Source organism: Pontimicrobium sp. MEBiC01747, assembly GCF_053601635.1.
In genome coordinates this window covers 1-6,746 of sequence record NZ_JBSHNS010000082.1, presented here as the reverse complement: position 1 = coordinate 6,746, position 6,746 = coordinate 1, and the positions used below count along the sequence as shown (strand labels likewise).

The 6,746-nt window shown below is 31.5% G+C and carries 6 protein-coding genes; 1 reads left to right on the top strand and 5 read right to left on the bottom strand.

The genetic code is table 11. The features are described 5' to 3' along the window. Positions 1-42: 42 nt before the first annotated feature. The 3 genes from ACVC2P_RS01425 to ACVC2P_RS01415 form a co-directional block, all read right to left on the bottom strand. The gene (locus ACVC2P_RS01425; RefSeq protein ID WP_452596702.1) at positions 43-741 is read right to left on the bottom strand and encodes a hypothetical protein; all 699 of its coding nucleotides are present in this window, start codon (positions 739-741) and stop codon (positions 43-45) included. Positions 742-831: 90 nt separating this feature from the next. Continuing rightward, a complete protein-coding gene (locus ACVC2P_RS01420; protein WP_452596701.1) occupies positions 832-1,512 on the bottom strand; it encodes a PrsW family intramembrane metalloprotease in 681 nt (226 codons plus the stop codon). A gap of 30 nt (positions 1,513-1,542) precedes the next feature. Continuing rightward, positions 1,543-2,094 (bottom strand): NUDIX hydrolase, encoded by a 552-nt coding sequence (locus ACVC2P_RS01415; protein WP_452596700.1) that lies wholly within the window; start codon positions 2,092-2,094, stop codon positions 1,543-1,545. Between the two features lie 187 nt (positions 2,095-2,281). On the opposite strand from ACVC2P_RS01415, the gene ACVC2P_RS01410 reads away from it, so the two are divergent. Continuing rightward, positions 2,282-4,147, top strand: a complete 1,866-nt coding sequence (locus ACVC2P_RS01410; RefSeq protein ID WP_452596699.1) for a hypothetical protein — start codon at positions 2,282-2,284, stop codon at positions 4,145-4,147. A gap of 225 nt (positions 4,148-4,372) precedes the next feature. Here the strand turns inward: ACVC2P_RS01410 and ACVC2P_RS01405 are convergent, their stop codons facing one another. Both ACVC2P_RS01405 and ACVC2P_RS01400 read right to left on the bottom strand, forming a co-directional pair. After that, complete coding sequence (locus ACVC2P_RS01405; protein ID WP_452596698.1) at positions 4,373-5,539, bottom strand: aminotransferase class V-fold PLP-dependent enzyme; 1,167 nt, start codon at positions 5,537-5,539, stop codon at positions 4,373-4,375. A gap of 232 nt (positions 5,540-5,771) precedes the next feature. After that, positions 5,772-6,746 (bottom strand): M42 family metallopeptidase (locus ACVC2P_RS01400; protein ID WP_452596697.1); only part of this gene is annotated, 975 nt, incomplete at its 5' end.

Sequence of the window (6,746 nt, the reverse complement as noted above, 5' to 3'; positions counted from 1 at the left end):
GCTATAATTTACAAAGCAAATATAGTAGTTTGTTAAGTATAACTATTCTTTTGCAGCTTCAAAAATTTGTTTACTTACTGTTTTTTTCTGTAAACCAAATATAATATTTGAAAGCGCTTTTTCTTTTGTATTAATACTATCTAAAAACACATTAAAACTAATCTCTTTTTTTTCAATAACTGGAGCTGTTAATGCGTAGTTAAAAATTGATTTTTGTATTTTTTTATGACTAAGATAAGCTTCTAAATTAGCCTCTATACTTTCGGTTTGTTTATATACCTCTGGATAAATTCCTATTAAAGCAGTTAAGGTTGTAAATAGTATAAAAAAGGACTTTAAATATACGCCACTAGAGGTCCAACCTTTTTGAATGAGCAAAAAAGCAATTATGGCTGTAATAGCAGATATAAAAGGAAATAAAGTTAATAATGCATAATTATTTTTATATAACTTTTTTACAAGATCTAAATGGTGTAATTTATTTTGCTCTATAATGGAGACTTTACGTAATAAAATATCTATTTGCTCTTTATTTAAAGAGTCGCTAGGTCTTTTTTTAATAAGTTCTATGTTTTCTTTATAAGCATTATCAAAATAAGAGAGAGATTCATGACTGGTTTTCTCAAATTGATTTATAGATAATATAAAACCTAAATATGTTAAACCAAGTATAAGTAAAGTAGACAGTGATAATACAGCCCATTGAGGCGTCTTTTTTATTTTTTCAATAAATGATGACATAGCGAATTATAATATTAAGTTGAGTGGTTACTCAAACTTAAATATTTTTAAACACAAAAGCAATAAAATATTGATAATGATGTGTTTAATCTAATCTTCTATTTTAAAATGCGAATTGTCTTGATGTCGTTTTATAGCTTTTTTAGATAAAATAATCCCAATGATTAAGGATACAAAAGCGCCAATCCAAATACCAGGAATAAACTGTATGAATAAAAAGAAATCGTAAGCACCATGAAATAAAATGGCTAATCCTAGTCCAGCTAGATTTAACGGTATTCTTTTGGTAGAAAACTTAGCTTTCCCCATAAAATAACCCATTAAAATACCAAAAGTAGCATGAGCTGGTACAGCAGTAAAAGCTCTTACTAATGCGGTAGAAGCCCCACCATTCCATACATACATAACATTTTCTGTAGCAGCAAACCCCATAGAAACCATAACGGCATAAACAATACCATCAAAAGGCTCATTAAATTCTTTATGTCTCTGCGCAAAAAACAAAACAATTAAATATTTACTTAATTCTTCAGAAAATCCAACAACAAAAAAGGCTTGTTTAAATTGTTCCCATACGCTATACTTGTCATTAAGCGGTATTACAATATTAAAAGCAGAATAAAGAATAAGTGTAATAATAACACTTACAATGGCTCCAAGAATAAAGGAGATAATTAATAACCGCCTAGGTTCTTTTTCATATTTATCTTTAAGATAGATGTAGAAAATAATAACAGAAATTGGAGCAAGTGCATAAAGAATTAAATCCATTAAGCGAATGTATAAAAATAATGTGTAAAACTAACTAATAACATTAGTAATAGCCTGTAATATTTGCTTATAATATTTTGCATTTGAAGCTATAAAATGACCATTAGTAGCACTGTTTTTAAGTAAAGCCTCAAAACTTTTAAAAGAGACTAACTTTAAAGCTTCAACTTCTTCTTTTTGTGGTGTTAAGTCTAGAATGTTTACTTTTAATTCAGCTATATATGTATGATGGAATTCGTTATCTATAATACCATTATCATAACTATTAAAACACTCAAAAACACCAACTTTATACAAGTCCTTTTCAGAAATAGAGAGTCCAATCTCTTCTTTTATTTCCCTAATAGCTCCACTAGTTAATGTTTCACCGGCATCTATATGTCCAGCAACCGAAACATCCCAAAGTAGAGGACAAATCTGTTTCGTTTTTGCACGTTGTTGTAATAATATTTCACCTTTGTTGGTATAAAACCATATGTGCGCAGTATTGTGGTAATAGCCTTTAGTATGTATTTCAGACTTTAAAGCAGAATGCCCAGTATATTTTCCAGCTTTTGTAACAATATCTATGTATTCATCCATAAGAATACAAAAATAATATATTGTGAATTAATAAAATATGGGGGTTTTCTGAAGCTAAAACAGGAAAAACACCCTAATATTTTACCGTTTGTAAGTTATATTTTGCTAATGTAAATAATAGTATTATTTTATGGTGCTATATTGTTGAAATACAGTGTAATTACAATTAATTAATCTAATCAATTTTATGAAAACAAAATTATTATTAGTCTTGTGCATGAGCGTGTGCGCAATGTCTTTTTCTCAGACCGCAAATGAAATTTTAGGAGGAAGTGTTATTTCTTTCGATGCTAATGGAGCACAGCAAACTTATACTACAGGAGCTTCGTTAACTACAGGAGATTTTAATACTTTTATAGGTGATGGTGCAGGAGGCACTCTTGTTAATGGTTCTAGAAACGTAATGGTAGGTACATTAGCAGGTGCCAATTCTAGTGATGACAGTGAAAATGTCTTTATAGGATCTGAAGCTGGGCGTTTTACAACAACATTCGATAACGTATTTGTAGGAGCTGAAGCAGGGGAAAATAATGATACAGGTACAGATAATACTTTTATAGGCGAAGAATCTGGAACCACTAATATTTCTGGCTCAAATAATACTTTTGTAGGGGAAGACTCTGGGTTTTCTAATACAACAGGTGGAGCGAACACTTTTATAGGTTCTGGAGCAGGGCGTTTTAATACAACTGCGACTGGGAATACTTTTGTTGGAGGAGATACAGGAATACAGACCACGGTAGACGCCTTTTTCGGTAATCCTAATAAGTATGATTTAGATACGTTTACAGTTAGAGGGAGTGGATATGGTAATACAACTGGGGAGGCTAACTCTTTTTTTGGAGGAGGCTCTGGACACTCAAATATAGAAGGTACAGCAAATACATTTTTGGGCTATAATGCTGGAGCTAGAAATCAACAAGGCAATTTAAATACATTTGTTGGTTATGGTTCTGGGTGGAATAACGATACCTCATCTACAAGCTTAGTAGGAGGAGATAGAAATACTTACCTAGGAGCTATTGCTGGATCTTTAAACCGATCTGGAAATGATAACGTTGGTCTTGGTCATGATGCTAATTTTTCGCTTACTTCTGGAGCAAACAGAAATGTGTTTATAGGCAATAATACACGAGTAAGAGGTACAGACAACATTGTTTTAGGATATGATTCGAAGACATCGACATCTGTAAGTAGAGATAACCAAATTGTTATTGGTGTAAGCAGTCAAACATTTCAAGATAATTCTGTTGTTATTGGTAGTAATGTTACAAATAATGTAGCCAATACCTTATTGTTAGGTGGTAATACAGCTGCTAACAGATTTAGTGTAGGTATTGGTACAGCTAATGCTAATAGAAATGCTTCATTAACTTTAAGTGATACAGATAAAGGATTGCTAATTAATAGAGTAACAACCTCACAAAGGAATGCTATGGCTACAACACCAGCCTCTGGGTCGGCGTTAAGTGGAGTAGATATCGGATTGATGGTGTATGATACTACTGAGAAATCATTATATATTTGGGAAGGTACAGAATGGGGTAAAGTTGGTATAGAAGAGCCTGTAGGTCCAGCAACTAGTGCTGTTCCTGAATTACTAAATTACCAAAGTATACTAAGAGATAATACTGGGCAACCTTTAACAAATCAATCTGTTAGTTTTAGAATGAACATACAAGATGTTACGGCATCTAATACAACGGTATATTCAGAAATACACAATGTTACAACATCTTCTACAGGAGCTGTAAGTTTTACTATTGGTAGTGGTATTGTAATTACTGGAACATTTGCAAATATAGATTGGTCTCATGTTAATAATTTAAGAGTTGAACTAGATCCAGCAGGAGGAGGTAGTTATGTGGTTATTGGCTCGTCTCCTTTTGTGAGTGTACCATATGCTATACGTGCAAAATATGCCGAAAATATTGAGTCTGGAGCAAGCTCTAAAACAGGTAGCGAAAGTAAAGATGAGCGTATTGATGCTTTAGAAAAAGAAGTGAAAGCATTAAAAGAAATGGTAAATAAGCTTTTAACTACTAAAAATTAAATACTATTTATAAAGTATAATAAAAAAGTTGAATATCTGTAATCAATTATAAAAGGCTATCATTAACCTGAACTAGTTTAAGGTTTTCACCATGAGACATCTATGTTTTAGGTATTATGCGATGCTGAAACAAGTTCAGCATGACGTTATAAGTAGCATTATGATACAAACGGACAATTAGTAAAAAGCCTTGAAGTGTTAATTTCAAGGCTTTTTTTTATGTCTTTAGTTATGATTTAAAAACGGAGTTATACAATTTAATAATTTTTTAAAATCGTGAGAAGTATTAAAATAATGACAAGAAACTCTCATGTAATTACCTCTAAAAGAAACATAAATATTTTGTTTTTTTAACTCCATTTTTAGAGGCTCTATAGCGATATAATTAGGTAATTTAATTCCAAATAAATGATGGGCTCTTAAGGTATCATCCTCAATATAACAGCCTAATACTTTTAATTCGTGTACAAGCTCTAAAGTAATAGCTTTACAATATTCTTGAATGTTAAGGGGATTTAGCTTTAAAATTTCTTTTAAAGCAGCTATTTGCATTTTAGTGTAAATAAAACTCCCACTTTCCCCAACATCATAACGGTTTGCTAATGGTTTATACTTGTCTTGATAAGTAGTTAAATCTGCTAAATTTTCGCTTCCTAATCTATTTGCCCAATTATTTTCTATAGGTGTTCCATTATCAAAATAAGAGCCGTAGTAAGCATATGCACAACCATAAGGACCAAATAACCATTTGTATCCCGCACAAATTAAAGCGTCTGGTTCTATCTCTTTTACAGAAAAAGGAAAAGCACCAACCGATTGACTACCGTCTATAATTAACAATGATTTATGTACTCTAGTTTTTGCTCTAATAGCTTTTAAATTAAAAATAGTGCCATTAATCCAATGTATGTTACCCATTGCTACAACAGCAGTTTTATCGCTAATAGCATTTATAATAGCGTTATTCCATAATTTCCCGCAATTATTTTTAGTTTTTGGTTGTTTAATTGTTTTTATAGAGGCTTTATATTGTTTTGCTAATGCTTTCCATGCATAAATATTACTAGGAAATTGCTCTTCTATTACTATAATTTCATCTCCAGAATTTAGTTTTATATTATTTGCTACAGTGGCCATACCATAGGATACAGAAGGAATTGTAGCTATCCTATTATAGTTCTCTACATCAATGATTTTTGCAAATAATGATTTAAGCTCTATTACTGGATCAAAAAAATCTGATGCAGGAATCGTATAAGGTTGACTTTTCTCTAAAACAGCAGTAATTCCTGCTGCTTCAACAGATTTAAAGGAAGGCGATAAGCTAGCTGTGTTTAGATAAGTAATATTATCTGAGAGGTTAAATAAGTCTTTTTTCTCGTGTAAATTCATGCTTTAAAATTAATTAAAATTCAGAATTTAAGTATAGTTAATAATTAATTTAGTGTGTTAAATTTATGAATACCAGAGATTAGGCACAAAGGATTACGTTAACCAGAACTTGTTTTAGGTTATCATTACAATATAAAACGAATACTATTTATACTTAAATATAAACAAAACAAAGCCTCGTAATTATAATATTACGAGGCTTTGTTTTATTCGTTAAAAATGGATTTTTTAATTAATCGAAATAACTAAATGTTTCTCCATCTTTTATGTTTAATAATGTTTCATAAATTAATTTAATTACATTTTCAACATCTTCTCTATGTACAGTTTCTACAGTAGTGTGCATATATCTTAAAGGTAAAGAGATAAGTGCAGAAGCAACCCCACCATTACTATATGCAAAAGCGTCGGTATCTGTACCTGTGGCACGAGATAATGCAGCACGCTGAAAAGGTATTTTTTTATCTTCGGCTGTGTCTGTAATTAAATCACGTAGCTTTTGTTGTACAGCAGGAGCGTAGGCAATAACTGGGCCTTTTCCTATTTCTGCTTCTCCTTGTACTTTCATATCTATCATTGGGGTAGAAGTATCATGTGTTACATCTGTAACAATGGCTACATCTGGTTGAATTGTGTGTGTAATCATTTCTGCTCCGCGTAGCCCAATTTCTTCTTGTACAGAATTGGTTATGTATAAGCCAAAAGGAAGCTCTTTTTTGTTTTCTTTTAATAAACGAGCGACCTCAGCAATCATAAATCCACCCATTCTATTATCTAAAGCACGGCAAACAAAATTGTTTTCATTTAAAATATGGAATTCATCTGGGTACGTTATTACACAGCCAATATGTACTCCTAATTTTTCTACTTCCTCTTTTGTCTTGCAACCACAATCTATAAAAATGTTATCTGGCTTTGGTGGTTCTTCTTTAGAGCGATTACGCGTATGTATTGCTGGCCAGCCAAATACACCTTTTACAATCCCTTTTTTTGTATGTATATTTACAACTTTACTAGGTGCTATTTGGTGGTCGCTACCTCCATTTCTAATAACGTAAATTAATCCTTTATCTGAAATATAATTTACATACCAAGAAATTTCATCTGCATGCCCTTCTATTACAACTTTATATTTTGCTTTTGGGTTAATTACACCAACTGCAGTACCATAAGTATCTGTTATAAATTCATCTACATAGGGTTTTAA